The sequence below is a fragment of the Halobium salinum genome (assembly GCF_026586625.1).
GTDB lineage: Archaea > Halobacteriota > Halobacteria > Halobacteriales > Haloferacaceae > Halobium > Halobium salinum.
This window is the reverse complement of the sequence record NZ_JAODIW010000008.1, coordinates 1,045,408-1,072,316: the sequence shown is the minus strand read 5'-3', so window position 1 is coordinate 1,072,316 and position 26,909 is coordinate 1,045,408. Positions and strand designations below refer to the sequence as shown.

The 26,909-nt window shown below is 50.0% G+C and carries 15 protein-coding genes; 13 read left to right on the top strand and 2 right to left on the bottom strand.

Annotation, left to right across the window (positions count from 1 at the left end):
* The first annotated feature begins 6 nt into the window (after nucleotides 1-6).
* The 4 genes from N5095_RS17580 (at nucleotide 7) to N5095_RS17565 (ending at nucleotide 6,871) form a co-directional block, all read left to right on the top strand.
* A complete protein-coding gene (locus tag N5095_RS17580) occupies nucleotides 7-2,604 on the top strand; it encodes a PD-(D/E)XK nuclease family protein (RefSeq protein ID WP_267624436.1) in 2,598 nt (865 codons plus the stop codon).
* The gene (locus N5095_RS17575) at nucleotides 2,601-5,465 is read left to right on the top strand and encodes a UvrD-helicase domain-containing protein (protein WP_267624435.1); all 2,865 of its coding nucleotides are present in this window, start codon (nucleotides 2,601-2,603) and stop codon (nucleotides 5,463-5,465) included. The genes N5095_RS17580 and N5095_RS17575 overlap by 4 nt, the downstream gene beginning before the upstream one ends.
* Before the next feature lie 147 nt (nucleotides 5,466-5,612).
* Complete coding sequence (locus tag N5095_RS17570; protein WP_267624434.1) at nucleotides 5,613-6,071, top strand: hypothetical protein; 459 nt, start codon at nucleotides 5,613-5,615, stop codon at nucleotides 6,069-6,071.
* Nucleotides 6,023-6,871, top strand: coding sequence for an ADDT family thymidine hypermodification transferase (locus tag N5095_RS17565; RefSeq protein WP_267624433.1), 849 nt, complete (start codon nucleotides 6,023-6,025; stop codon nucleotides 6,869-6,871). Before N5095_RS17570 ends, N5095_RS17565 begins: the two co-directional genes overlap by 49 nt.
* A gap of 112 nt (nucleotides 6,872-6,983) precedes the next feature.
* Here the strand turns inward: N5095_RS17565 and N5095_RS17560 are convergent, their stop codons facing one another.
* Both N5095_RS17560 and N5095_RS17555 read right to left on the bottom strand, forming a co-directional pair.
* Nucleotides 6,984-7,934: a DUF4268 domain-containing protein gene (locus N5095_RS17560; RefSeq protein WP_267624432.1), complete on the bottom strand. Its 951-nt coding sequence runs from the start codon at nucleotides 7,932-7,934 to the stop codon at nucleotides 6,984-6,986.
* A gap of 670 nt (nucleotides 7,935-8,604) precedes the next feature.
* Nucleotides 8,605-9,528, bottom strand: a complete 924-nt coding sequence (locus N5095_RS17555; RefSeq protein WP_267624431.1) for a hypothetical protein — start codon at nucleotides 9,526-9,528, stop codon at nucleotides 8,605-8,607.
* A 127-nt stretch (nucleotides 9,529-9,655) separates the two neighbouring features.
* Here N5095_RS17555 and N5095_RS17550 point away from each other — a divergent pair, with 127 nt between their 5' ends.
* The 9 genes from N5095_RS17550 (at nucleotide 9,656) to N5095_RS17510 (ending at nucleotide 26,490) form a co-directional block, all read left to right on the top strand.
* Entirely contained in the window at nucleotides 9,656-10,555 is a 900-nt protein-coding gene (locus N5095_RS17550) for a hypothetical protein (protein WP_267624430.1), read from the top strand.
* A 277-nt stretch (nucleotides 10,556-10,832) separates the two neighbouring features.
* Nucleotides 10,833-11,231, top strand: a complete 399-nt coding sequence (locus N5095_RS17545) for a hypothetical protein (RefSeq protein ID WP_267624429.1) — start codon at nucleotides 10,833-10,835, stop codon at nucleotides 11,229-11,231.
* A 525-nt stretch (nucleotides 11,232-11,756) separates the two neighbouring features.
* Nucleotides 11,757-12,308 (top strand): V-type ATPase subunit a family protein, encoded by a 552-nt coding sequence (locus N5095_RS17540; protein WP_267624428.1) that lies wholly within the window; start codon nucleotides 11,757-11,759, stop codon nucleotides 12,306-12,308.
* 536 nt (nucleotides 12,309-12,844) lie between these two features.
* Complete coding sequence (locus tag N5095_RS17535) at nucleotides 12,845-16,150, top strand: ATP-binding protein (RefSeq protein WP_267624427.1); 3,306 nt, start codon at nucleotides 12,845-12,847, stop codon at nucleotides 16,148-16,150.
* The gene (locus N5095_RS17530) at nucleotides 16,147-16,779 is read left to right on the top strand and encodes a DUF7680 family protein (RefSeq protein WP_267624426.1); all 633 of its coding nucleotides are present in this window, start codon (nucleotides 16,147-16,149) and stop codon (nucleotides 16,777-16,779) included. The genes N5095_RS17535 and N5095_RS17530 overlap by 4 nt, the downstream gene beginning before the upstream one ends.
* 2 nt (nucleotides 16,780-16,781) lie before the next feature.
* The gene (locus N5095_RS17525) at nucleotides 16,782-19,643 is read left to right on the top strand and encodes a DUF1156 domain-containing protein (RefSeq protein ID WP_267624425.1); all 2,862 of its coding nucleotides are present in this window, start codon (nucleotides 16,782-16,784) and stop codon (nucleotides 19,641-19,643) included.
* Entirely contained in the window at nucleotides 19,643-23,281 is a 3,639-nt protein-coding gene (locus N5095_RS17520) for a helicase-related protein (protein ID WP_267624424.1), read from the top strand. Before N5095_RS17525 ends, N5095_RS17520 begins: the two co-directional genes overlap by 1 nt.
* 178 nt (nucleotides 23,282-23,459) lie before the next feature.
* The gene (locus N5095_RS17515) at nucleotides 23,460-24,197 is read left to right on the top strand and encodes a hypothetical protein (protein ID WP_267624423.1); all 738 of its coding nucleotides are present in this window, start codon (nucleotides 23,460-23,462) and stop codon (nucleotides 24,195-24,197) included.
* A 1,531-nt stretch (nucleotides 24,198-25,728) separates the two neighbouring features.
* Nucleotides 25,729-26,490 carry a site-specific integrase gene (locus N5095_RS17510; protein WP_267624422.1) on the top strand — a complete coding sequence of 254 codons (762 nt, stop codon included), beginning with the start codon at nucleotides 25,729-25,731 and terminating at the stop codon, nucleotides 26,488-26,490.
* The last annotated feature ends 419 nt before the right edge of the window (nucleotides 26,491-26,909 follow it).

The following is a 26,909-nucleotide window of genomic DNA, read 5'->3' as shown; positions in this document are numbered from 1 at the left end:
GGGTATGTGCCAATCAAGCGAGCAAAATCCCTCCAGATACTCTATGAGGATGTTTCAGACCGAGACCTCGTTCTTACTCCGGATGCGCCGCTCGCTAGCGCTCTAAACCGTCATCTCGACCGACCCCATTTAGGAGACTTCGCGACTACACCTCGACGATTGGCTGCCGGACGACGCGAGCAAGTTGAGGAGCGGACTGTGTTTCTCGAACTCCTCCACGAAACAGACTTGTCGTGGAAACAGGCCGCCTACTTTGGTGAAGAAATAATCCACTGTTGGGAGTACACAGCGGAACCTGACGGCATCCTACAGTACGATTCGTTCGACAACTCGAAAGTCGAATGCGCGGTTGAGCAGGTCCGGCACTTAGACACTACCTCCCGGCATCTAACTGACTACAGTATCGATGATTCCACCGACGTTGCTGTTATCGGTGAATCGCAGTTAACAGAACTTGAGCGGTCGGTGCTTCCCGAAGAATACGCTTCTATTGACCGCTTCACCGATGAGCCATTTGAGATGCCATCTTTCTGTTGTTTCGATTCTTCGGCAGACATCCTCCAGACAGTTTTAAATGCACTAACAGACCATCCTCCGGAAGATATCGCAGTCGTACTTGATGGCCGAAGCGAGTTTTCGACGCTTCTGGAAGGTGCTCTCGACGCTGCTGAAATCCCGTTCTACGGCGGTCCTGGATTTCTCGATGACATTGACCATCGAACGTTCCTTCGTCTCCTACGTGCCGCATTCCGGGGTAGTCAGGTCCGAGTAGCTGATGTACAACCGATACTCCAACATCTCGGGATAGATATCGGCGTCGTTCACGACGAAAAGCGACTTCACACACTCGATGAGCTGGAAGCAAAATGGCTCGTCGACTGGTGTGAGCAGGTTCAGGACGGTCACTGGACATTCGAAATGGCACTGAGCAAGTACGAAAGCATCTTGGGAAGCGCTCAGTTCGATGCCTTTCACGAGGAACTCACCGCGTTAGGAATCGCATCGGAGACCGTCACGGAAGACGCTGTGAATAATTTGGAGTTCTATTTGCAGTCGTACGAGGTACCCACCGACCACGAGAACGAAGGAGTCCTTCTGGCAGACGCGAAATCAGCCACGCATGTGGACCGACCGCTCGTCTTCTACCTAGGATTGGACGACGGCTGGACACGAACACCTCCCCAGCGACCATGGGCTGACCGGCAGACGGAGTTTGACCGTCACCTCAGCCAATTCCAACTTCTCATCCAGAATGGTGCTGCTCAGCACTACTTAGTTCGCGATACGGTTGGTGGAAGTCCCGTTACGCCCTGTCTCTATTTCGAAGAACTGCTTGACGACTCATTCTCCCGATTCAGCGAGGTTAGCAACGAGCGCTACCGACCCTCTCGTCCCAATTCAGATGAAGGAATGACCACTTCAGACCACGTGCTAACTACTCCAACAGAACTCACGACGGTCAGTCAATCGAGTTTGAGTACGTACGTGAATTCGCCTCGGGACTACTTCTTCGACCGAATAGTTGAGTCTCCGAATAAGGACTACTTCCGAGAGGGGAACCTCTTCCATGACTTCGCTGAATTCTACGTCCACAATCCTCATCTGGTCTCAGATGACGTTCTCGATGAGGTTGTTGACTCGATATTAGACGAGATGGAACCGTTCATGAGGGATATCGACCGACCAGTAAAACGAACACGCTACGAGGCGGGACTCTCAAATCTCATCGAATTCCTCGGTGCTAACGCCCCGAAACCTAGTTTGCTAACTAAGAGCCCAAGCGGAGACAAGCGGAACATCTTCGTTGAACTCCTGGGGGGGTCTGTTGGGTCCAATGAGACCGAGCGATGGTTCGAAAACGAGTCCTTGGGAGTGAAGGGGAAAATCGACCTCGTCCAATCTCCGAGCCATCTTGTAGACTACAAATCTGGTTCAAAGAAGTCCGCGAAGGAGGTAGTCACGAACTCCGCTCTGGAGACCCCATCTGACACTCCAGACTATCAGGCACTACTCTATCTTCTACATCAACAGGCCCAGAATCCCGATGCGGAACTTGAGTTCACCTTCGTCCACTTTTTCGAGAATGTCGATGATATAGTTCGTGGTGAAGCAAACGCAGACGATATCCTCACTACTGTCACCTATCAGCCTACATCCTATGTCGAGTACATCAAGCAGGAGGATGTCTTCGCACGTCTCCGAGACGATGGTGCAGGGGATTGCCAGAAGACATTCTCGAAGGCCTCCTACGACGACTATGCTGGAGTATTCGACGAAGTCAGCTTCCCGGTGACGAGAGACAGCGACGAACTCATCGATTCTACATTTGGAGAGTTGCTCACAAGCCGAATGCAGGATGCTGTTGGCGAGTACAAGTATGTCTCCAACGGCTGCAAGCAGGCGATGAGGGAATTGGTCCGTATTCGTAACCGGAATTACTTCGAAGACGATTTAGAAGCCTTCGGTGAATTCGTTGACCAGCGACTGACTGAACTGAATCGTCGTCACAGAGGCGAGGAGCGCTTCCCAATCACCGAACTCCTCGATGAGCCCAATTATCGGCGAGTCGACCACCGCGACCTTCTCTTGGAGGCAGAACGATGAGCGAAGCAACACAACAGCAAGCAGGTCCGTCACCGAACAAGAAGCAGCGGGAACTCATCAACAACCTTGACGGCACCTATCTCGTCGACGCAGGTGCGGGGACGGGAAAGACGTTCGCAATCACCCGACGCTATGCGAACATTCTCGATTCAACTGACGCGACTCCCGAAGATATCCTCCTCATCACGTTCACTAGAAATGCTGCCACCGAGATGAAGGACCGTATCGTACGCCACTGCGATTATAGTGCGAGCGAGCTTTCGGATGCACCGATTCAGACGTTCCATAGTGTCTGTCACGACATCCTCCAAGAACACGGATTCGACGCGCCAACCCGGCTCGGAATCGACGACCATATTCCGAGCACGGTTAGAATCATCGAGGACGACATCGTCGAAGAAGCACTATTCACAGAATTCTTCGAGCAGTTCACCGATGAGCACCCAGAATATGAAGATACGCTCCGACCAATCACCGACCCAACTGAACTTCTCGGTCTGATTGGCCAACTTGCTTCCAAAGGCGTCTTTCCAACAAACAACGGCTGGTACCGAAACGGCGAAGACCACCTCACCGGAGACTTCACCGCATTCAAGCAGCAGTTTGACGAACTGAATGAGCCCCGCAACGGAGGGAGTAAGCAGTCCCGACTCCGCTCGAAGCTCGGTCGCTACGGGAGGGACAAGTGTTATCGACCGGATGCACCCACAAAGAGCGAATTGCGTGGCGACGGAAAACAGGTCCCAGAAGAGGTAGCATCACGAATTTTCGAAGAAGAGCGTAATGAACTACGAGACTTCGTTCACGACCTCTACTTCGAGTACCTCGAATTCGCACTCGCCCGAAACTATCTGAACTTCGGATTCCTCCAGTTGTTCGCTTTCGTACTCCTCTGTGAGGACCACGCACTCAGAGAGAAAATCGGATTTGAGTATCTGATGGTCGACGAGTTCCAAGATTCCAGCGAGATACAATTCAAACTGGCACTGCTGCTATCGGATACGGACAATATCTGTGTTGTCGGTGACTGGAAGCAGAGTATCTACTCGTTCCAATACGCTGCTGTTGAGAACATCTTAGAGTTCGAGGACCGACTCGCTGAGTTCGCAGCAGATTTGAACACCGACTACCCCCGAATTCCATTCGATACATCAGAAGCTCACACCATCGAGTTGGAGGAGAACTATCGCTCAACCCAGACGATTCTGGACTTTTCTGAGGAGAGCCTCGTCGCCTCCGCTACTCAGTATGATTCGGTAGATGAATCGGCTGTAAGAGACAGAATTGTCAGTCTACAGTCGACCGCCGATTACGACAATACACGTATTGAAGCCCTGCAACACGAAAACGAGCACGAAGCAATTCTCACGGCAGTCGGCGATATCGTAGGAAACGATGAGTATGAAGTAGAAGATGAAGACGGGTCTCTTCGCCCACCACGATATGGTGACATTGCTGTACTCACTCGAACTCGGGATTTCGGACGGGAACTACAGGAAGCGGCTGATGAGCATGGCCTGCCTATGTCCTATGAGGGCGGAATCGAACTCTTCCGGACTGACCAAGCAAAGCTCCTACTGGCTTGGCTTCGGATTCTGGAGTCGAACGCTGACAGAGGGTGGGCTCCTGTTTTAGAGTACGCTGGATACTCTCTGGACGAAGTTGAGCAAATACTCGAAACTCGCTCGTTCCCCGAGAAGATGCTAGAATTCCGTGAGTCACTCTCGTCAGCAGAGTCCCTAGGTGGCGTTATCCGCCGTGTGTTCAACCACTATGGCTTCAACGGGTCGCGAGCAGACATGTTACTACACACCGTAGAATCCATCCGAGATACTACGGCCCTCACCCGAGGCGACCTTATTAGATTCATAGCCCAAGGAATTGAGGAAGGTAGCACGCACGAAGTCAATACGAGTGCTGGTGAAAACTCTGTGACTGTTCAGACGATTCATGCTACAAAGGGGCTAGAGCATCCCATCGTCATCATGGTTAATATGAATTCTGGGCGCTTCCCCCCGTCTTCGGGTGGAAACTCTACCGTCATGTACGATGAGAGCGTGGGTCTCCGCCAGCGGAAAGTCTACGCAGAGGACCACGGTTCTCCTTATATCTACGACAACTGGCAGACAGACACTCTGAAGAAGTGTCTCGCACGAAATCACGATGAAGAACGGCGTCTTCTCTATGTGGCAATCACCCGTGCTGAGAATCATCTACTCTTCACTACTGGCGAAGACCCGAACGAGTTTATCCAGGAGCTATCAGTCGAAGTCGAGGCAGGGGAGGTAGATGTACCACAGTTTAAAACGAACGCAGAAGAGCGTTCAGAACTCGAAGTAACAGCTCCATCGAGAGAAGGCCCAGTCGGGTATTCCCCCCACTCTCTCATGGACGAGACTGTCTACGAAGACATAGAGGAGGGAGAGGGCAAAGAGTTTGGAAATCAAGTACACGACTTCGCTGAACGCTACGCGCTCGGGGAGAAGATAGAACCGCGAAACGAAGATGAGCAGCATGTCCGGTCTCTGATTGACTCGCTATCGGGAGAAATCCACGTTGAAGAAAATGCCTATCTTCCCCTTAAAACTGCCATTGGTCGCGTAACTCTATCAGGAGTCATCGACCTTCTCCATATCACCTCTAACAGGGTTGAGATTATCGACTACAAAACAGACAGAAGTCGTCTGGCTGAGTCCGAATATAGGAAGCAACTTAGCGTCTACTATCACGTTCTCGCTAATCTCTATCCCGACAAAACGGTCGAATCAGCCATTTTCTATACCGAATCCGATACGTTGGTCTCAGTCGACCCGTTATCAATAGAAGACCTCCACCGACTTCTGAATCAACTGGAGCTGTAATCACAGAGAGTCGATTATTCTACTCAAAGGAGGTAGTGAGAGGTTGTACTGTACAAGCTACCCACTGCTTCGTACCAATGTCTCATACTCCATTTCTCCGGGAAATTTATATAATATAGATATAATGTTACGAAGGGAGACTAATTGATGGTAATCGGATACGTCACAACCAACTTAGAGACTATCCTGACTGGACTAACAATGATGGTCCTTGGAGGCTGGCTTTACGAAGCAAGAGATGGGTTCTTCCTCGCAGGGGGTTCGTTTCGGAATAAGTATGAATCACTCGTCATTGTCTTAGTCTCAGTAATCGGCGTTTCAGCAGCTACACCATTCGTACAGGAATTTTGGATGTCCGTGGTTAGTCAGTACGGCTCTATCCGAATTCTTGGTGTTGGTCTCGTTCTAGGGATGATTGCAGTTAACGATGCTGCCGAGTGGACATTTACCGATGGAAAGTCTCTGTCTGTGTATGCCGTAGGTGCCACTATGGTGCTCAAGCCGGAACTTGTCCAGGGGTCTTCTAATCTATGTCTGTGGACCGTCCTCACAAGCTGTTGGAGGCGCAACAAGGGCGTGAATTTGCAGCGTACGCACAGAACTTAGACCTTTTTGAGGCTCAACATTATTCGAATCTCTCTGAATGGATTTCTGAGCGCGGTTTCGAGTTGAAATCTGAATCTGCTTACTTGGCCACGTTTTCCTACATCGCTGGTGGGTGGTTGATAGATACTCCTACCGAACTGGTTTGCAATCGGGGGCTGAGCTCTTTATCTGATGCAGTCTCTGCGACGAATAGAGGCAACTTAGATGGATTCTCTACGTATGACACAAATCATTCACATCGGAGAGTGAATCCAGCGCATATTGAGACCACACTTTCCTCCTTAGAATCTCTCTCTGTCGCAGGGGAACGTGTAGATTCATTTGAGTCGTTCTTTGCTGCCCTCAAGCGTCATCGACGCGACCTTCTCACTAGTGGATATGATGAAATTGAAGCAGCTCATCAGACCTTCGAAACGGCTTGGAACTCTATTCAGTCAATATCATATTTTGGACCTCTTTCTGCATTTGACTGGCTGGAAGTTGTAATATTCGTGCATGGGCATAAGGAGATTGCTCCGAAAAAGAGTCGTCCTGGCTATCTTAACACGGGTAGTAATCCGGCAAAAGGATTCGAAGCTGTATTTGGATGTGACATTAATGATGACGAAGCAGGAGAGTGGGTAGGGGTACTCGAAGACTTTGCTCGTGATGTTCTCAACAAGAGTATGCCAAGCGCGATATTCGATATGGAATCTGCTCTCTGTGTTTACTACAAAGACCAAGATGAGGTTGAACAAGTAGTGGACAAAAGCGGGAAAATCAACGACGATTGCCTACCAAATAGGATTAATGACTGCTAGTTTGATAGTAGTTGCGTTCGAATCAATTTTCCGTCTACTTAGTGGACTCTGAGGTCTATGATTTGAGACCTGGTTTAGTCAGGATTGGTTGTCTTGCTCTACCTGCTAAAGCTCAGAACTCTTGAATTCGGTCGTAAAATACCTCATGGAATCTTTCACCATTCTCTAACATCCAGTCGAAATACTCGTCCCACCTATTTTGGTCTGAGAGATTTCCCGAGCGTCTGAGCGTTATTTTGCTCCGGTTGCTGTTGTCACGTTGGGCCTCTTCTGGTGGTCGCCACAGCAACTCTTCACCTATCTCGGATTCAATCTGTTCTTGCTCCGATTCTAACTCCTGATACGCTTCAGCGTCGTCTCTGATAATCAACTGCACGTAGAGGTTGTTCTCAACTGTATTCGTAGTGAACTGGAGTGTGTATCCACTCTTGCCAATAGGATTATTGTACCAATGCTGTGGTTTCGGTTTTCTGGCGCTCAGGACTGAGTCGCTTTCTTCGATTCGGTTCCGAAATTCGGTCCAATACTCCTCCTGAAGTTGCTTAGTTCTGGAAAGTTCTCCCTCAGGGCGTCGGGCTTTTTCTTTCCACTCGCTCGGCTCCGTAACTGGATTGAGTCGTACAGCGGGTTTTGAATCGTCTATTTTCCATACTTCAAGACGGATAGCAAATAGGTCAACGCCTTCCCTACTGTTCTCGTTGAGCCACTGCATCGCATCCTGGTGCTCATCGTTAAATTTCGGAGCAATCCAGACGATTATGTCTGCATCTACTCCAGAAGCGTACGCAATTGATTTACCTAGGTGGTCGTGGTCGGATGACCCCAATTGATTCTCGATAACGACCTGTCGGTTGTCATCAGCCACTTGGGCAACAATATCGACGTTGTATCTGCCGACGCTCTTCTCCTCCTCGATGACTTCCAAATCCAGTCCAAGTGTGTCCTCAAGTTCAGAGGTGATGTCGGCTCGTATCTCGTTGGCCAACCACGGAGTGAAGTCGCGGGCTTCGTGCGACCAGTATTCTCGGACCTCTTGAGATTCAAGTGAGCCGAAGGCAGGCATTGTAGAGTGCCAGAGTTGGGAACTGAAAAAACTTCCAACTGGTAACTCTCCGTCATATGACCCGCAGGTGATAGCAGGCGGCTTGAGAACTGGATACTATTCGATTCTTAGAAAATCGCCCTTCGACCGACCTCGTGCCGATGCTAACCCGCTGCAGATTGCGATAACAGATAGTGATGCCACCGCTTTGGGGGGTTACCCCCCCCGGTGACTAGCTGAGAGTCTACATTTTCCGCTGAGCCATCCAACTCCGGAGTTCCTTGCCAGCAGCGTGTTCCCCGGTGATAGACTTACCAGTAGAAAACGAGCGCGAGCGATTTCGGTCCGGGTTCAGTAAGTCCTGACCGATATCGCTCGTATCGGGTGCAATACTCGGCTGTCGAGGCTGAACCTCGCCGAACCGGTCCACGACCTTCGCGACAAAGTAACCGCCTTTGTCCACTAATCGAACGTCGTACGTTTCTCCGACCTCTCCAGCAGGCACATGGATGGTTTTTCCAGCGTGATGTTGCTGGGCGATTGCATTGCCGCTACTACTAATTCGGTCGATAGTGACCGTCTGCGTGGTTGTGGCAACCATCCATCAGGATATAGTTGGTTATCTGATATAGGGATATCTGAATTTTCTATCACTAAGATATCTGAGTTATAATAGAATGATAGCTGGAATTTACTCCGATACTAGAGCCGGTCGGAATATCTGGTGGTTCTCCTGATTCAGTGGCGGAATTTCGTTCGCGACATAATGGGCACCAATGAGTTCTACCTCAATTTCCCGAAGTTTGCGTTCAGAATCGACAGCGTTCGGTGGTGGCGAAAAAGAGAACATGGCTTCTTCCCCGTCTTTTCGCCTTCGTGCACCAATTCGGCTGTTGAGATTCCCTTTCCCAATGTAGAGTAGCGGTTGCTGAACGCCAGACGATTCTGGGCTGGGATAGTCGCGGTACCAGGTTCGGTACACACCTACCTCCGGGAAAATGGTAGAGCCAAGTTCGGACAATTGGCGGGGTTCAGACCACTGCAGACCCATCCACGGCTCAGATGTCAAGTTCTGGTAGTTGCTCCAGTTTAATACTTCGGCTCCTTCGTGAGTGTCCGTAACGTTCCCCTCTTTGCCGAGTTTTCTGTCCCAATCCTCGTAACCGGGAATCATCCGCCCGTCGAACGCTGTATAGCTGTGACCAATCTCACGTCGATGAAGCGCAATGAGAGCATCTTCAAGGCCCTTACGCATCCATTTGTCCTCGGCAACAGGCGTTGTCGTGAAAGATACTTCTAATGATGGACCAACCGTTCTACAGATAGCGTTCATACAAGCCGCGGCAGTATGAGGCGCTCGACCGGGACGTTTCTCGGCGTATTTCTGGTTCTCCTTGTCATCATATACGTTGTTGGCAAGTTGAGCTATCCTGCCCCGGACTCCTCTCTTCTGTCCCGTCTCTCCGATGTATTCGAGCCATTCCCGCCTAGTGTCGGAATGGCGGATTCGATAGAGGCCGCTTTCTGTTGGAGCACCGCCTTCAGAACCTAACGGATACCAATCCGACCATTTGAGGTCAAACCAGTCTTCAGAGTAGCAATCTAGTTCACGCATTTTAGATGTTACAATAAAGGGTGCACGACGAAAAAGTTCCTAACCTATCAAATTTCTTCATATTTGTCTTAAAAATCCCACTTTCAGTATCGGTAGTTACCTCTGAGTAAGTACTTTTCCAACCCTGATGAGGGAAGAATCCCATGGTGGCTCATGTGATAACACTATATTTTTGTCTGTTGATTTGTACGGCCTCATTGTGGACATTAAAGAAAACGCAAATAATGAAGGGAATGATTTTAACGAAGGACAGGAAGATTATGTTCTTAACATAGATGACTCAAAATATATTCTTCAAGAACAAGTGGCACAAATTCATCAAATACAATCGCAGGCATCTAGCATTCTCCGATTGTCAATTGCTGCTGCTACTGCATTCGCTTCCCTCCTCGTCGGGCTCTTCTCTTTAACCTCAAGTAACGCAGAGAGGACATCTAAGATATCATCAGTGTCAATATCCCAAATTCACGCAGAACTTATTGTCGCCTTAGACCTAATATCTGGACTACTCATTGTTCTGGTAAGTGGTCTCTTACTGCTAAAAGCCGGTCATGGGCTTCATAAGACGACAGAAGCCCGGGATTTATCTCCTTGGTTCGATAAAGAATTAGTGGACAAAAATATTAAAGTTTCCAACTCCGAGAATATTGAAGCTCAAAGGAGGCGACCTTACCAATATAAAAAATGGGTGCAGAGCAATAGCGCAATTCTTGACGAACTCAGTAGAGAATACGACATACACAACGATTCTATATCAATCTCCTTTTTCACCTTTCTTATAGGTGGGCTTTTGTTGTTCTTTTCGCTTGAAGTTGACTACGCTACCATGTTAATAGCTAATATTGTAATTACTGGGATTGGTGGTGGATTATTCATCCTATACAGAGAACAACGGGAAAAACTAGAGCAAGCCCAAGGCTCATTTACGTGGATAATTCGCCTCTATTCGGCAGCGGTTGTTCTTGCCTTTTCATCAGCTATACTCATCCTCTCAGGAATCATTCTGACCCGTATTGCTTATCCGTAAATTCGCCTTTGCTCGGAAACTGTGAAACACCGTTTTAGTAGCGGACAGGATGGTTTGGAAAACTTGAAACTATAGACTCCAAGATTCCATATTCAGACTTGTCATCTGTACTTATTTACTTTCCATGCATTCTCCGTAGCTATGGGGCTTAATGTAGGCTCGTTCCAGATTAGCGACGACATCCTCGCTCGGTTCAATGATGCGTATCAAATAGCTTGAGTCTCGAACTATTCAAAATTGGTATTTATACGCCTCTGTCACCTACTCCGAAGTACCGATGTCTGCTGAGAGAGCCCCTAACGACCCGACGAGCCACAGCAATAGGTCCAAAGAACAACTCGTCCAGCAACTCCTGAACGTCGCTTACTGTCTGGGCAATCAGAGGCCAGGCACCAACCTAGTCTACGACCTCGATAGAAGCCGAGTACAGACTGAGTACGAGGAAGGAAGTGTCCGAATCTACATCGACATGGAAGACCAGACGCTCTCAAATGAAGATACTCTAATAAAGAGTAACGGAACGAATCTAATCGTCGTCTCGGAGTGTCGAGAGGAAACAAAGGGGCTCCTTTACGAGCTCAAGACTCCATTCGAATCGCTTGATGAGTTTTCTGTTCAGATTCGAAATGGGATTGTCACGGTAGAAATCTTTGGTGACTACGGGGGGTCCATCTAATGCCGAAATACGACCCTCACAATGGGGTACAGAATCGGCCCACCAGAATGCTTGACCGCGATGTCGATTTCGAGCAAGTTGACGAAGACCTGCTCCGGGACCTGGTCTACTGGTTCACGGCTAAAGCGCGATGCCCCTCCTGCGGTCATGAAGAGATTCACATCGTAGAACCGAACGGCACCTACCATCCAACCGATTGTTCAAAGTGTGGAGACGAATTTCGCACCTGTATAACGTGATGGTCCTGCACTTAGTGTATAAATAGGGAAACCTGAGTTCCCGCACTCAGGGCTCAACTCTCTCTGAATTCTCACTCTTGGACAGTCCATCTGTATCCGAGGACAATTCTATCCGACATGCTGAATTCGATATCTTCGAGGGGGTCTCAATATAGAAGGGTCGTAGAGAAGAATACAGGCATCGGTACCCCAGATAGCAGCCTTTCTTCGGAAGGGTGCCTTAGCCACCCGTAGTCCTCGCCCAAAGCCAATATTCTATAGACAATAATCAAGTAGGATGTCAAGTTTGACTGACGGGCAGAAGAACGTACTCGCCGCAGTTCGCTCCTATGATGGGGAAGCTACAACCTCAGAGATTCGGTCAGAAACAGACTACACTAATTCGCAAGTCCATCACTACAAGCAGAAACTCTTGGAAAAGGGTCTAGTGGAAACTCGCGTTGAGCAAAATAGTGGTGACCCCCGGGTAGACAAAATCACCGTAATCAGCCTCACAGAGCAAGCCCACGAAAAGATAGAAAAGGGGCTGATATACAACGAATCTCGGCGTATAGAAGAACAACGAAGTCAGCGTGAACAAGAATTCTACGAGGTAGAACAGAGAATTGAGGACCTGGAGGCTCTCCTAGAGGAATTCCGACAGAAATTGAATGAGTATTTTGTGCCTGTTCTCTTAGTAACAAGACAGAGTGCAGCCCGGAATGAAGAGCAGATTGAGCAATGGCTAGGCGAAAACATCGACCTAAATGCACCTTCGAAGGCGAAGATGGCAGATATTCGGAAACGAGAGAAAAAAGAGACCGAGAGACGACTGAAAAATCGTCCTGATTCGAACTGACCGGGTCTGACTCTCCACTAGTAACAGTAGGAAGACTAATCTTGATTGATGATTATCCCTCGATATGGCTATTGTTCGTTGTCAGGACCATCCACCCCAAACGAAAAACTACGCAATCGCCGTCGAACCTGTTGGATACCCCAATACAGCACTCATCTGTGGCCGAGAGGAACAGGACCATGACGAAATCGGATGGGTCTTTCTTCTCCCAGAAGAATACGAACAGTACCAAAACGGTCAGCGAGTGTTCGGTCTCTGGGGACCAGAGTCCTCATCAGGAGCCGCCAAAGTTCGTGTGAGCGAAGATATTGTCGAGGGCCTGAATCGCTGGGTCGAGTTGGATGACGACCGGAACGAGTGGAATCCGCAGTCACAATCTACGATGGACCGCTACTGAGGGAGAAATTCCCCCTAAGAACCCTTCTCACACACCTCGTTCAAATCCGGCATCAGCGAGGTGTCTATCAATTTAGCCGTTCTGTCATTCTGGAATCAAAAACCATTACTTCCCCTGTGTTATCTATCGAAGACAGTCAATGGCTTCACAAATTCCTTCGCTCTTTGATTCGTGTGTCCCACATGATGATGTGCTGGAGGGAACTTTATCGGAGGATGAGTTCGCAGCGAAGCTCTCTGATGTTGCATTCAAGCCTGAAGAGACGCCGGATATCTACGCAGACCCAGAGACGTTCTTCAACAAAACCTACGCCACAGACGGTCTCCAGAAACTCCTAACACTCCTCGCAAAGCGGTATGTGGGAAAATCTACAGGGGAATTCAGCGGTGAGGATGGTCTTCTCTCTTTAGATACCGTCTTCGGCGGCGGGAAAACGCACTCCCAGATTGCAGCATATCACTTCTCGCGTCAGCCAGACGCAATCGACGACCTGAGCCAGTACATTACCGACGACGAAGCATCTGACGCGTTCAAGGACGCCAAAGACGATTTCTCCGTGAAAACCGCTGTTTTCGAGGGGGGATACGTTAGCGCGACGAATGCGAAATGCAACAAGGACGATGAAAATGCCCCAGACACGCAGACGATGTGGGGCGAACTCGCCTACCAATTAGCTGGGGCAAATGGGTATGCCCACTTCAGCGACTATGACAAGAACTGTGTCGCCCCGGGTGAATCAGATATCGCCGAGCTATTCGACCTACTGGATAACCCTGGTCTCGTACTAATCGACGAAGTCGCCCAGTACTTCGAACAGGCTGCCGCAATCGGTGTTGAGGACTCGACGCTTGCTGACCAGACGAATTCGTTCCTATGGTCACTCATGCGAGCGTCCCAGAATACAGACGCTGTAACAGTCATCCTCTCCGTTTCCTCTACTGCATTCGAGGAACGCGCTCAGAAGGTTCAGGACCTCATCAACGACCTAAACGATATCTCTGAGCGCACGGAGCATTCGGTTACTCCCACCGAAGACGATGAAGTCGCTGCTGTTCTACGCCATCGTCTCTTCGAAAGCGTAGAGGAGGGAGCAGCGGAAACAGTGGCTGAAGGGTACCAATCCTACTATCGAAAGCACGAGGATGAATTACCCGACCGTGTCACGAAAGCTGAGTTCCGCGAACAACTCCAGCGGACGTACCCATTCCATCCAACGCTAATAGACCTCCTGGGGAAGGAGATTGACACCCTCCCCAGTTTCCAGCGTACACGTGGGGCACTCAAGCTTGTCTCCCGGGCAGTCCACCGAATCTGGAATGAGCAAGAGACGAACGCAGGCCGCAGCTACGTCCGGGTGTTCGACATGCACCCATCGGACAACCACGTCTGGTCGACCCTTCTGGACCTCTTTGAACACATCGAGCAGGACCTACGAACGGCGTCGAAATCAGACATCTACACTAGCGACGGTAAGGCGGCGTGCCAGTATGAGGACGAGAACTGGACACCGATGGGTCACCCACCTATTGCCACGTATCTCGGAACGAGTATTCTCTGGAAGAGCATTGTTTCTGGCGGGAACCGCGGACGTGGTGTAACTCGACGAAAGCTTTGGGAGATGATTCTGGAGCCTGAAGTCGAACTCGACCACTTCCGTGACGCCCTCAAAAATCTTAACGAGACGGGGTCAAACCCCGACACAGAGGCGTTCTTCCTGTACGAAACGGAGAACGGACTTCTGCGCTTCAAGGGTGAACCCAAGATATCGAAGCTCATCACGAACGAGGCACAGCAAATCGAACCAGGTGTTGCCCGTAACCGTCTTGAGCAGACGATTCGGGGAGCACTCGGAGGAGGGGTCTTCGAAACGATTTATGACCCGCAGGCACCTTACGAGGTACCAGATGACTACGAAATTGTCAGGCTTTGCGTAATCGGCTTCGGCGCAGAAACCATCACTAGCGACCTTGATGAGCCGCCTGAATTACTTCAGTCATTGGCGAACAAGACGGGGAACTCACCAGGCTCAGAGAAAAAACGTGTCTACCGCAACAACATCGTGTTCCTTGCGGCTGGTGAGCAGGAGACAGACGGTGCGCTTGACCACGCACGACGTGTGAAGGCAATGGAACGGATTCTAAACGGGGAAGCGTGGGAAGCCGAACTAAACAGCGCTCAGCGTGACGACCTCGACGAACGTCTTCAGAAGGAGTCCGCACTCCTCGGTGAATCTGTTCGCCAATCGTACCGGCATCTCTATTACCCGGACTCCGGCGGGTTATCGAACGAGACAATCGACTCCGTCAACGACAGTTCGGACCTTCACGACATCGTCTTCGAGACTCTCGAAAGTCTCGACAAGCTCATCACACAAGACGAGGGGGCACTCGGGACGACGTGGTTCCGGAACCGCATCTGGCAGTCGGACCCGGATTCGATGACGACGCTGGACATTCGCAAGCTCGTCGCAAAGCGCACCGATATCCGTATCCTTCTTGACCCCAAACCGCTCCGAGCTACTATTCGGGCCGTGGCGACCAGCGACATGTCGACGTATGTGTTCTGGGACGACACGGCTGGCGAGGGCTACTGCTCCGAAGGGATGACCGTGAACACGTCGGAAGGGGAGAAGACACTCTCTGAGGCCGAGCAGATGTCGACCGACCTTCCGATGTCGAGTGTCCTGATTAGCGAGGACCACATCGTGTACAGCAACGGGGAGAATTTCCTCTCCGAGCATGACCTCGCCTTCCCTGAAGAGGCCGAAGGGGAAGACCAAGATGAGGGAGGCTCCAAAGACGGGAGCGGTGGTGGTTCTAGCGGAATTGGCAGCGGAAGCGGTGGAGGAGGCGGTGGGGGAATTAGCCCGCCGCAGCGTTCCGAACTATCGTTCAACGTTAGTACGGACTCTCCGAGCGCAATCAAGGGCGCGTTCTCGGATGTGAATGGTGCTATCGACCAGAAGAAGATGCGTCTTCGGGACAATTACGACGTGTCCAGCAGCGACATCATCGTTGAGGTTGACTCCATCGAAATCGAACTCGAAGGCGACCAAGTCTGGGAGCGGGCGTGGTTCATCTCGAACAAGCTCAAAGATTTAGATAGCATCGGGGAAGCAACCTTCATTGTGTTCGAATACGTCGCACAAGGAGCTGATACCTCTGCCAGCGTCTTTGAGGCTGGGTTCGAGGGGTCCGCGGCTGAGTTTGCCGACCACTTCGGGACGAGCCACATTCCGGAGAGCTTCATCAGCGCAGGCGGTGACTCGGAAGGAGAGGCAGTCCTGACAATCGACACAGAGTCGATGGAGGACAGCTCCCGCGAGGCAACTCTCGATGCATTACAAGAGGCTCTCGGAAGCCTCGGTGGGATTAACAACGTCGAACTTGTCGTCTCTGGTGTTGTGAAAGAGGCGACAGAGCAGAGTGAAGAGGTGAGTGCATGAGCATTGAGGCAGAATCGTTTGCCTACGGCAGCAGCATATACGGTGGCCGACCGACATTCGCATTGACGCGTCGACTGGGCAACAACGCGGGTCTCACGCTGTACGAACTGATTCCCGAAGACCTTGCAGACGGACGCCAGAAGCGGTTGAGTCGAGCGAACAATAATCGGAATCTCACGAGAACCGACATTGCGGACGCGATTCTAGACGCGCGGGAGGATTCGACCGGCGTCCTTGACCTCTCCAACGTCGGGGCTCCCTCAGCCCGCGTACCCAATGACTGGCAGTGGAACGATTGGTGCGCCTTGGAAGTCTCGACCCTGTCCGACAGCCGACAGCAAGCAGTCCACCGACTGGTTCGTGACGTGCTGAACGATAACGGGATTAATGCCGACTTCGTGATGCGTGGGGAGGGTTCGGTCGTACTCTCCGAGAGTAGCGGAATCCGACTGACTATCGCGTTTCTCGCAATGAAGCGGCTCCAGAAGTACGAGAAGCTGACTGCCGTCGCGGACAGCATTGCCCGGATGAGTCTGGAGGAATGTTACTACTGGCACGCGAAGTGTAGGTCCCCGTCTAATCCAAACGGTGTAAAGGCTCTTAGAGTGCTTCTTGCAGGAGATTTGTGATAATGGACGACTCAGAACAATCTACCAGTTCAGATAATGACGAATTTCGACCAGTAAAAGCTGAGACCGTTCTTCCGACAAAAACGGTCGGGATTGAGTGTTTAAAGGAGGCGAACCCAGAGACTATGTCTCCTCACCGAAATATCTTTAAGTGGTTTGCTCGGCGGCCTACATCCGCGACCCGGTTAGCGTTACTGGCATCCATCCTTCCTGAGGAAACTACGAACGATGAGCTACTGAAGCTGATGTGCATCGGACCCAACAAAGAGTTAAACGGCAGTATTTCAAACTACGTTCTTCAGAAATATTCAACAAAGGACGACCGCGACGGAAGTGTTGAAGAGCATTTCGGGTACGAGTATCCACATCGGCGGGTCCCATCGAAAAAAAAGCTGGCTGCATTCCATGAGGGACTGAAGCAACAGTGGGGGGATGAACTCCCCACAGTTCTTGACCCCACTTCGGGAGGAGGGACAATTCCTCTTGAATCACTTAGGTACGGACTGCCCACTATAGCTAATGAACTGAATCCCGTTGCGTGGCTCTTGAACAAGGTCATTCTGGACTACGCACCTACTGTGGGCTCGATAGAATCTGATGTGAAGAACTGGATGGGAAAAATTGAAACTGAAGTCCAGAATGACTTGAAGCAATATTTCCCAGAGCGTAGTGGCATAGCCCCCGACCACTACTACCGAGCCTACAGCATCACATGTCCATCTTGTGGTGAGAGACTTCCAATCTCGAACCGTTGGTACTTTAATCGGCGAAGGGAGGCTGCCATTTATCCAGTTTTAGAAGAGGGCAAACTCAAATTCCGAGTAATCGACCCGACAAAGACAGAAACAAGAGAGGGTTACGACCCTAGTAGTGGTTCGGTGAGTGGTGGAGACGCTGAATGTCCGTTCTGTGGGGTAGTAACAGAGAGGTCACAGATTGTCGACCTCTTCAGCAAAGGTAAGTTTGAGTTTGAGGTATGTGGTGTGAGATACGAGAAGGCCATTGGGGGCACGAGGTATCACGCACCCACAGAAGCCGATAAAGGGGCACTTCAAAAGGCACGTAAGAGAGTTGAATCAGACTTACATCTTTCTACCTTGTTAGCTACTGAGCGATACGAAGGATACTACGACCGCGCTGTGCCATATGGAATAACCCAGTGGCGTGATGTCTACAGTCCACGACAATTACTGACGCATGCTACGTATCTTGAAGCTTTCAACGAAATTAAACGTAGTATCGTTGAGGAGCATCCAGAGAAGGAAGCAGAGTTGATATTAACTCTACTATCGTTTATATCTGTGAAGCTAATTCGCCGGAATTCAAGATTAAACCCAATTACAGCTGATTACGGCTCTCCCGATAATATGCTCGGAAATAATAATTTCTCATTCCAATGGCATTTTGGGGAGAGTAACTTGATGACGGGAACATACAGCTATCAATCTGAAGCAGACAATGTGTTGAACAGTTATGAGGAGACGGTCAATTATGTAAGTCACATTGATGATGCAGCCGATGTGCATCAGGGTGATGCTGGGAACTTACCCCTTGATGATAGCTCTATCCAGAGTGTGGTTATGGACCCGCCTTACGGCGATAATATCATGTATTCTGAAATCGCCGATGCATTCCACGTCTGGCTCAGAGAGTATCTGGGAGATATCTTTGCCGATGCTTTCAGTCCTCCGGAGACCAATAAGACTGATGAAGCAGTCGAAAACCCGGTTATCGTGAATCCGAAAGAAGGGCAATCTACTGCAGAAGCCGCAAGAGAGCGATACGAGGAGAAAATGAGAGGAATATTCTCTGAGGTTTTCCGAGTTCTACAGCCCGGAGGAACGCTTACGATATACTTCACCGACAAGGAAGTTAATGCATGGGATTCTCTGACTATGTCCATTATCCGCTCCGGTTTCATTATCTCAGCTACTCATACAATTACTAGCGAAGTGCCAAACCGAATTGGTGTTCAAAAAAACGCCTCTGCCGATAGTACGCTTCTATTGACCTGCCGTAAACCAAAGCGGAAGCCTGAAAATCGGACACCAACTCTCTGGCGAGACATTAAACACGAAACCCGTTCTGTTGCTCGGCGGAAAGCGACTGAGTTGTTGGAGTCCGATTACAACCTCACGAAGACGGATATGATTATCAGCGCTTTCGGCCCCACCCTACGCGTTTTCACTCAAGAGTATCCTGTTGTAGATGACAAAGACAATCCAGTACGTCCAAAGGAGGCACTCACTGAAGCGAGAGCGGCAGTAACAGAAGTGATTATTGACTATGATTTATCTGGCGACCTTGAAACAGTCGACTCACTCAGCACATGGTACATCCTGACGTGGCTCGTTTATGAAAGCGAGAATATTCCGTATGACGAGGCTCGCCAGCTGGGACTGGGTGTCGGGGTACAGATTGATAACATAAAACAAAAAACGAAAATCTGGAGTAAAAGTCGAGATGACGTGGTTGTGAAGGGCCAGGACTACCGTGTCAGAGATTTCGCTGCGCTAGAAGCAGGTGAAAAGAGAAGGAAGCGGGCATATCCAGTGGACCCTACTGACACATCCTTTGACTACGATATTGACGCTGTACATGCAGCTCTCAATGTTCTACAGACCAAGGGGAGCGATTTTGCTTGGAATTGGCTGCAGGATAGAGACCTGCAAAACTCTACGTCGTTCAAACGGACTATTGAAAGTCTGATTCAAGTTCTGCCTGAAGAGCACCCAGACCGAGAGCTCTTGGTAAATCTAGCATCTGGTAAAACAGGAGAGTTGTTGGATATCAACCAAGAAACACTTACCACTAAAGAATCAAAGACGACTGGCCGAACAACTCTTCAAGACTTTCAACTCTGATGGGTTTATCGGGGATAGACTGGAAGCGCGTATATGAGAGCACATTTAGAGGTAACAAGACACTCGTTGGTTCATTCTATCGTCCTCTATTAAGAGAGTCCATACAGTATGACCGCCTCGCAGGATATCTCAGCCTACAGAACCTCGCCGACGCACTGCAAGGTATCGAATCTGCATTCGAATCGGATGGCGAAATCCGTATCATCGCCTCGAAGCAACTCAGCCAAGAGAACAAGCCAGTCCTGACCGACGACACCCCACTCTCCGACGAAGGAGAGTCACGGCTCGCCCTCATCGCTCAGATGCTTGATGAGGGGCGACTCCAGCTCAAAATCGGTGAACCACGGAACAACTCAGATTCGGGTATCTTCCATCCCAAGCTCGGCATCGCGACCGACGCCGAGGGGAACCGAATTACGTTTGAAGGCAGCATCAACGAGACCTACAACGCGTGGTACCGCAACTACGAGCGATTCAAAGTCCACCGCTCGTGGGACGAGGTTGAGAACGAGTACGTTAAAGAGGACGTGAAGACCTTCAAGCGGCTCTGGAATGAGGAGCACGAGGATGTCGAGGTCACGGATATTGACGAAGCCATCGAGCGAGATATTCTCGATTGGCAACCCGAGTCCGACGAGGAGGTCGAAGAACATGTCGAAAGACTGAAAAGTTCCAGCGAACCTCCAGCTTCCGAGGCGACAGTTACTAGAGTTGCCAACGAGCGCGAACTTCTCCCGGGTGCGCTCCACATCGCCGAGGATATCAGCTCGATTGAACCGTGGCCCCACCAGCGAGTCATTGCTGATACGGCGGCGAGCATCTACCCCGAGAGCCTCCTATTTTGTGATGAGGTGGGGCTCGGGAAGACTATTGAGGCTGGGCTCACCATCTCTCGACTCCTAACTGTCGGGGAAGTGAGTGACACCTTGCTGCTCGTCCCGGCGACAGTACAACCTCAGTGGCAGGAAGAATTACTGGAGAAATTCAACATCAACGCGTACTCCTACGAGTACAGCGGCGCTCAACGCGTCCTTCGGGATGCATATGGTACTGAATACCCCCTCTCCGACTACGAGACCACCGACGCATGGGAGGATTCTCATATCGGCGAATTTGTCACCGAGCGCGATGAGCCGACAGTCGTCCTGGCTTCGTGGCACACAGCCCGACGCACTCAGAATATGGGGATGTTCTCTCCTACTGTTCACTGGCAGGCAGAGCATCTCGGCGACTCCCCAGAGAATTGTTTCGAATGGGACCTGACTCTCGTCGACGAGGCTCACCACGGTCGCGAGGGAACCAATCTTTATGACCTTCTTACTGAACTGCAGAACGACACGGCTTGCACATACGTTTTGACTGCAACTCCGATGCAGCTCGAAATTACAGAGTTGTTCGACCTACTTCGACTGTGTGAGCTTCCTGAAGACTGGAACGACCGTGAGTCGTTCGATACCTATTTCGAAACACAGCAGGACCTTGGGGAAGCCCTCGACGAAATTGAAGGAGATGGGACGAAGACCGTCGAGGAAGTTCTCCCCGACCTTGCGTCGAAGTGGAACTATGAGCCGTACGAAGGAATCACTCACCTTCGGACCTGGGTGGGCATGGTTCAGTCATTTGTCCAGACCCACGAGGACGTTGAGGAGAGGATAGCAGATGAGATAGATGATAGTGGTTTCTCGCTGAGCGAACGCCGTCGGCTGAACCGTATTCTCGGAACAGGACGTATCGGCACACGCGATTGGCAGGATAAGCTCTCGAATCTTTCTGTCGATGGTCTTCGTTTCCTCCTCGATATTGGTGGAGAGACGACACCTGTCAAATCCCGCATTTTCCGAAACACACGCCACACTCTGCGAATGTGCGCCGAAGCGGGACTCCTTGACGAGAATATCCCTCGTCGTGACATCGAAACGCGGTCAGTTGAGCTTGGGGACGCTAAGCCCCTCTACGACCGAGTTGAAACCTACATCAGCGACGTGTATGACCAATCGAAGAAACTGTTGGAAGGCAAGGAGAAGACGGCAATCGGTTTCGTTATGACGACGTACCGTCAGCGACTCACGTCCAGCCTCCATGCAGTTGAACAATCCCTTCAGCGTCGTCGGGATAATCTTCGGTCTGACCTCCGAGACGTATCTGCGGTCTCGGACAGTGACCTTCGAACTGGTGCCATCGCTGACCGAGAGGAGGTTCTTCAACGGGAATACGGTCTTACTGTGGATGAGATTGGTGCGAGTGGTTCTGCTGGAGAACGAGTTCGTGAGTTCGAACTGAGTGAGTTGGAAAATTTCATCTCCCAACTTTACGATGTACCCGAAGACCCGAAACTGGAGCAACTGATACAGGACTTGAAAGAGCTTAGTGCTCGTGCCCGGGACACGGTCATCATTTTCACCCAGTACACGGACACGCTCGACGCAATCAAGGAGAAAATCTGTCTTAGTCATCACGACGTTGGAACCTATTCGGGTAGAGGTGGCGAAATATACGATGCAGCTAGCGGTGAATGGGCGAGAGTAAGCAAGGAGCGTGTGAAGCGCGAGTTCACCGACCCAGACGGAGAAATCTCGAAACTGGTCTGTACGGATTCAGCTAGCGAGGGGTTGAACCTCCAGTCCTGCGATGCTCTCATCAACTATGACCTTCCTTGGAATCCGATGAAGGTCGAGCAACGGATTGGTCGAATCGACCGAATCGGACAGCGTAATGAGGAGGTCCTTGTCTGGAATTACGTATATAACGAGACTGTTGAAGAAGACATCTACGAACGACTCGGTCAGCGCATCAATTTGTTCGAACAAGCGGTAGGCCCGCTACGACCAATATTGGAAGGTTTGGAGGGCGAACTGCAGGAAGTCGCGATGGGGGAGTCGACGAAATCTGGCGAAGATATCGCCGCCACAGCAGAATCCCAAACACAGCAAGCTGCAGAGAAATCAGAACAAATCGGCCTGGCCCAGGAGCTTGATGAGATTAGGCCCCAGGATATCATTGAAGAAGCCAAGCTCGCTGGATGGACGGAATCTCACCCAGATATCAGTAAAATCGGTTATCCTGACCGTGCCTTCGAGCCATTACTAAACCCAGACGTGGTAAAACGTCTCTTCACGCAGAGTCAGGTTCTCCGGAACAAGGGGTGGACATTTGAGATGCTAGACCGCCAATTGACTGAGGATGAGGACGCCCCATACCAGAAACTGTACCGACTGAATGTTCCAAAGGATGCAGACCCACCAATTGCTACTAATCCGCCTGACGACACGGTACAGTCTATATATGCGGAAACGGATGAGGTTCTAGTTTCATTCGACCCTGCAGTTCTAGAGTGGTACCCATCTGTCGTTATTCCTCTCCCGCAGCAGGGTCTATTTGAGTATCTTCTAGAGGAACTCGTCGAGGAACTCGGAGGTACTACTGAAGATGAAGTTATCCGTGTTGCTGGAGCAGTTGAGAACGACGAGCCAAGCATTTGGCAAGAGCCCTCGGCGATATCACAATCTCTTGTGGCTACCTATGGGACTAATGCCGAACGACGGTTGACTCTCGATATTCCGTTGCCAACTGCACAGACGGCGGAGACAACGATTCAGAATTGGCTCTCACGGTATACCGAACTACAAAGCTCGAACTAAACACCGACAGAAACGAGGTTATCAATTTTACTGTGACTACGGGTTACTGGAGAGACTTATCTGCTTTTCGTGGACGGACATGCTGGGTGAATTGAATCCTTGTGTGTTCTATAACTGATTTCTCGAACCCCTTTGTGCAAATCTGTTTATACAGGGTTGTCAGATTATGTTTTGAACAATGTCAGAATACGAAGTAGACGAAGAGGAACAAAGCCAATTGGAAAATGCTCTTTCGTTCAGTCCCGGTTCGCAAGTGGATACAATCGAGGCATCCCTAATAGCTGGGATTGAAGCGGAGATGGAGTCGTCGGTTCAAGATGTTCTTCGTCGTAGTGAGGTGACTACAATTGACGAGACTTCAGATTCTAAGCTCGAAAACAGATTAGAGGAGGGAGGCGATGGTGAAACTGAGAGGGACGACGATTGTACTAACGACTTGGTCCGAGATACGGTATCGCATCAGCGTGAGAAGAACCGCGAAAAAACAGACGTACAGACACGCTCTAATTCGAACGATGAACCCGATTCAGGCAATACAATTGGTGTGCTCGACGATATAAACAAACGTTGGATAGAGTGTCATGAAGAAGACCCAGAAACAGCCCTGAATGTCGCTCTGAACCAACAAAGGATTCTCGACATCTGTTGGGAAGAGTTCGTCAAGTTATGCGGTCATGTCCAATCTGACCAGACGAAGTGGACTATCGTTGCTGAACTCGTCGCTCGTGATGAACAGGTGGTTCCACTCATGTTTACAGAATTAGAGAGTATGGTCAACGTCTCGCAGCGGACTCTCTACAGTCGACTTTCGGAACTGGAGAATGACGGTATCATCGTTAGAATCGGAAAGCCAGCTAGCATTGAATTTTCCCGAAGAGAGATTCGACTACTGGCAGAAGAAGTGCTATGGATATGAATTCATAATACACCGTCGTTCAGATTTTGCTTTGCGAGCATTCTGCAAATTACCCATTGTATCTTTCTCACTCCCTTGCGTAATGTACGACGTTTGCCCTCCACTGACGATATCCGCAGTGCTACATACTAAAACAATAGACGCCGACAGAATGTCCGTCGAATTTGCAATCACGTTGCATATTAGTCACTATAACACCCTTCGTTTACTCTTGGAAGCACACGACTTTGCTGAATAGGATTTCAAATCCCGGTGATGGTTTTCCCGAGTAGGTGAAGAAAGCGAATCTCCGCTTTGAATCCCAATTTGACGAATACTGCGGCGTTAGAGCCTCTACTTCCTATGTGAGTCCAAATCCTAGTATAGATATCTATCTAGTATTGTCTATTTATTCTACTTCTGTTTTGGTTATAGTTATATGTATAAATATCTTTCTTCGACTAGAGCTAGTGTTTCGCTCCGGGGGCTGAGTCTTCTATCCTCTTCCATGAAGCACCGCTATTCGCTCAGAACTCTACATCCACGACGAGGGTCTTAGAAGCCTGACTCCCTCCCATGACTAACTTGCATTTCAGCCGCAAATTAGAGCGATATATTCGTCAGGTATTGCGAGCTTGTGGTACACTGATGACCAACTCGTCAAGAAACAGATTGGCTTTGTTTATCTGACTAACATAGTGAACGGTGTGGTGAACTTGAAATCTGATTGCAGATTAGCGCCGAGGTGAGGTTAGATTAGTCTTGCAAGTCCCCGATGTCATTCAATAAATTCATGATTTCGTCAATTTGTTCTGATGACGGGTCTGTGGGGTGGTGCTTCACGAGTATTACCTCTGCTAGTGGTCCTCGTTCCCACCGTCGTCCTCGTTCACCGCCTGGTCGTTGTAACAGGCCTACGTCTTCCATTCCCCGTAGTACTCTTCGAGCAGTAGTTTCCTTTCCACTTTCGTCTTCCTTAAGAATATCTGACAAATATAGGTGGTCATACTGGACCAGACGGGTAAGCACACGGAGCCAGATGATATCTCGTGTAGTGAAGTCCGCCATTAGATGCGATGTCAATCGCATACCGAATAAAATCTCGATATTCTTGATTCTCTGTGAAATGCATATCTGAGCATCTCCATTCAATATCGAATCGATGATTTCTACAGAGGGAATTTACGACACCGTGTATTAAAGTCTAACACGTAAGATATTTGGGTATCAGCCAGTTTCATAGATGTGGGGCCACCTAGAGGCTCCATATGTGACCATGTCCAGAACGAGTTCGAAGTTCGGCGGTGAGCGGAGCAAAGTTGATGCAGCAATCGACAAACACCTCGAAGATATGCGGTCTGAGGGGCGTCAAGAGAGTACTATCACGTCTCATAGAAGCCGACTAAGGAACTATTTCGCAGAGTGGTGCGAGAAAGAGGGCATCGTCTACGTTGACGAACTGGATGCGAACGCGTTGACCGACTATCGGAACTGGAGACGAGTGAACAGTCCCCGGGTGGAAGTATTAGCCCCCTCGTCTTTAGACGGGCAGATGGACACTATCAAAGCCTTCATCGGAACCTGCGCGCAGCGGGGATTCTGTGGTCCTCGTCTTCACGAGCTAGTCCCGACGGTAGACACGGAGGATTGTGACGAAGTTCGGTCGGAATTCCTCTCCGTAGAGCGCGTCCCGGACATCTTGGACTATCTGCGCAACTATCATCGGGCGTCACGCCAGCACGTTGTGTTTGAGTTGATGTGGCACACGATGATACGAATTTCGGGGGTCAGGGCACTAGACCTAAGCCACTACGACTCAGACGAGGGATTCGTTGAAGTGGTCAACCAACCGGAAACGGGCACTCGGCTCAAAAACGGAGATAGTTCGGAGCGATTCATTGGCCTCTCAACCGACATCTGTGGGGTGATTGATGAGTACATAGACGTAGGAAGAGAGAACGTAGCAGATGAATTCGGTCGGGACCCGTTAATCACAACAGAATACGGTCGGCCTGCGAGTTCAACCATTCGGCAGGACGTGTACCAGGTGACGTATCCACCTTTCATTGGTCAGGATTGTAGTTGTCCAAGCTGTGACACTCACGACCGGAATAGCGCCTTCCGGTGCAACGACACTCGCTCTCCTCACATGGTTCGAAAGGCTAGTGTCATCCATCACCGGGATGCAGGATGGGACCCACTCATGGTGGCAGACCGTGCGGACGCCTCTTGGGACGTTCTCTCGAAGCACTACGACCTGGCGACGAAGAAGGAAAAGATGCTCAGACGCAAGGACAACATCGACGACCTATAGGGGGGCTCCCACTAGCTTTGGTGGGTGTATATAATTTCTGCCGTCTACGTTGTAGTGCTGTGAAAGGGGAGTTATGACTATAGAATACGTGTATTTCGACGACAATGGTTTTCTGCTGAAGCGGTCGCTAGAGTTTCGAACGGTAGTATAGGGGCTAGAGATGGTAATACCGGGATTTTGATTCTCAGCACTATACTGATGAGGGGTACCAGAATAGGCCAGCTCTGAATCTCTAAAGTCACATTGTTTATCAGATTCATCAGTACATTCGGATTCCAACCGCCTATATAAATTGAATCAAAATATTTGGTGGATAAACCTAATCGCCGCCTTCATGCCCTAATGAACCCATTTCATATCGAATATCCTTCTTTTTTTTCCGGTTATGGGGCTCGTCGCTTGGTTCTGGAAAATCGCCA

What these genes read in the sequence shown, in the direction of transcription:
- N5095_RS17535 (WP_267624427.1), top strand. Translation starts at nt 12,845, where the DNA reads ATGGCTTCACAAATTCCTTCGCTCTTTGATTCGTGTGTCCCACATGAT.
- N5095_RS17555 (WP_267624431.1), bottom strand. Translation starts at nt 9,528, where the DNA reads ATGCGTGAACTAGATTGCTACTCTGAAGACTGGTTTGACCTCAAATGG.
- N5095_RS17520 (WP_267624424.1), top strand. Translation starts at nt 19,643, where the DNA reads ATGGGTTTATCGGGGATAGACTGGAAGCGCGTATATGAGAGCACATTT.
- N5095_RS17575 (WP_267624435.1), top strand. Translation starts at nt 2,601, where the DNA reads ATGAGCGAAGCAACACAACAGCAAGCAGGTCCGTCACCGAACAAGAAG.
- N5095_RS17510 (WP_267624422.1), top strand. Translation starts at nt 25,729, where the DNA reads ATGGACACTATCAAAGCCTTCATCGGAACCTGCGCGCAGCGGGGATTC.
- N5095_RS17545 (WP_267624429.1), top strand. Translation starts at nt 10,833, where the DNA reads ATGTCTGCTGAGAGAGCCCCTAACGACCCGACGAGCCACAGCAATAGG.
- N5095_RS17570 (WP_267624434.1), top strand. Translation starts at nt 5,613, where the DNA reads ATGGTAATCGGATACGTCACAACCAACTTAGAGACTATCCTGACTGGA.
- N5095_RS17525 (WP_267624425.1), top strand. Translation starts at nt 16,782, where the DNA reads ATGGACGACTCAGAACAATCTACCAGTTCAGATAATGACGAATTTCGA.
- N5095_RS17550 (WP_267624430.1), top strand. Translation starts at nt 9,656, where the DNA reads ATGAGGGAAGAATCCCATGGTGGCTCATGTGATAACACTATATTTTTG.
- N5095_RS17530 (WP_267624426.1), top strand. Translation starts at nt 16,147, where the DNA reads ATGAGCATTGAGGCAGAATCGTTTGCCTACGGCAGCAGCATATACGGT.
- N5095_RS17515 (WP_267624423.1), top strand. Translation starts at nt 23,460, where the DNA reads ATGTCAGAATACGAAGTAGACGAAGAGGAACAAAGCCAATTGGAAAAT.
- N5095_RS17560 (WP_267624432.1), bottom strand. Translation starts at nt 7,934, where the DNA reads ATGCCTGCCTTCGGCTCACTTGAATCTCAAGAGGTCCGAGAATACTGG.